The organism is Yersinia similis (genome assembly GCF_001053095.1).
Classification (GTDB): Bacteria; Pseudomonadota; Gammaproteobacteria; order Enterobacterales; family Enterobacteriaceae; genus Yersinia; species Yersinia similis.
Genome location: NZ_CGBP01000087.1, coordinates 1 through 1,301, shown reverse-complemented (window position 1 = coordinate 1,301; position 1,301 = coordinate 1). Strand labels below are relative to the sequence as shown.

Genomic DNA, 1,301 nt, shown 5'->3' with positions numbered 1-1,301 from the left:
CCCCCAATATAGGCAAAGATCTGACGGATGAACAAAAGACTGAGTTGGGTGGTGTGGGATCAGGAACACCAGGTGGCTGGGAACCGGAAGATGAGGAGAATGCGCGGAATAATGAAGCTAATAGTGCAACTAGCGGTAAGGATTTAAATGCAGAGTTAGTTGGCCGTGAAATTGCTGATGGTCACGCTTTTGAAAAACATGTTATTGAGCAAGGTGAGTTCACTGGACTAGGAATTCGCACAAGAGCGCAATTTGCGCAGCATGTAGAAAATGTTGTAAAAAATCCAACGTCTACAAAAGAATTGAGTGGCGGACGATCTGCTTATTGGGATCAATCTACTGGCACTGTAGTTATTCGTAATCCTAAAGCACCAGATGGCGGAACTGCATTTAGACCCGTAAATGGACGGGGGTATTTTGATAATCTGAGGTAAATAATGGAATTATCAGTAGTGACTAAGCAGCAGGCAGAATTGAGGCTTACAAATGATGAGCTATTGATACTGAATTCGGCTCTTAATGAAATTTGTAATGGAATAGTTATATCAGAGTTTGATACCAGAATAGGAGCAACTCGAGAAGATGTAACATTATTGCTTGAAAAAATAGGTCAAATTTTAGATGCTATGGCTATCTCAACTTGAGATAGGAAAATCCCGGCCTTGGCCTAATGCCGATCAGTTAAGGATCGGTTGAACGATCCTTAAACTGCGGCATTATAACGGCTTCCACAACAGGGAGCCGTTTTCTTATGCCATTTCTCAACAACCTGCTTGATTTTAGTGATCCCCCCCTTATGCCACACCTCTCTGCGCAACTTTTCGCAGAGCTCCTGGCCGGGATTTTGATCTAATAGAAACAGGCTAAAAAACGAGCCTGTTCTTACGCTAAAAGAATCTGCCTCTCAACAGTATCAACTCGAAATGGTCACCCTCGAAGAGCGGTTGCGGGTTTGCCGCAACATCATTTAGTCCGCAAGATCGAGGTCGCCATCGATTTCTAGTTTATCCGCGACGAATTCGCACACCTCTTTGCCACGACAATGGTCGCCCCGCCATTAACCCGTTGTGCTGTTCAAAATGATGCTCCTTGGCTACCTGTTTGGCATTCCCAGTGAACGCAGGCTGGTGCAGGAAATTCAGGTCAATGTCGCCTACCGCGGATTCCTGAGCATGGACCTGAGGGTACAAGGTGCCGAGATGTTGGCCGGTAAAGACATCAATCTGACCGGTAAAAACGTCAGTATTCTGGCGGCGGAGAATCAGCTTACCCAGATCCACACCGTCGAGCAAAAACAGAGC

The 1,301-nt window shown here is 45.7% G+C and carries 1 protein-coding gene and 2 pseudogenes; all 3 read left to right on the top strand.

The window, feature by feature from the left end; all coding sequences use genetic code 11:
• A pseudogene (locus AC971_RS24940) lies at positions 1-434 on the top strand (hypothetical protein); the annotation flags it as partial.
• A 3-nt stretch (positions 435-437) separates the two neighbouring features.
• Positions 438-644, top strand: coding sequence for a hypothetical protein (locus tag AC971_RS21485; protein ID WP_025384265.1), 207 nt, complete (start codon positions 438-440; stop codon positions 642-644).
• Between the two features lie 279 nt (positions 645-923).
• Positions 924-1,181: pseudogene (locus tag AC971_RS24070) on the top strand (transposase); the annotation flags it as partial.
• Positions 1,182-1,301 lie beyond the last annotated feature (120 nt).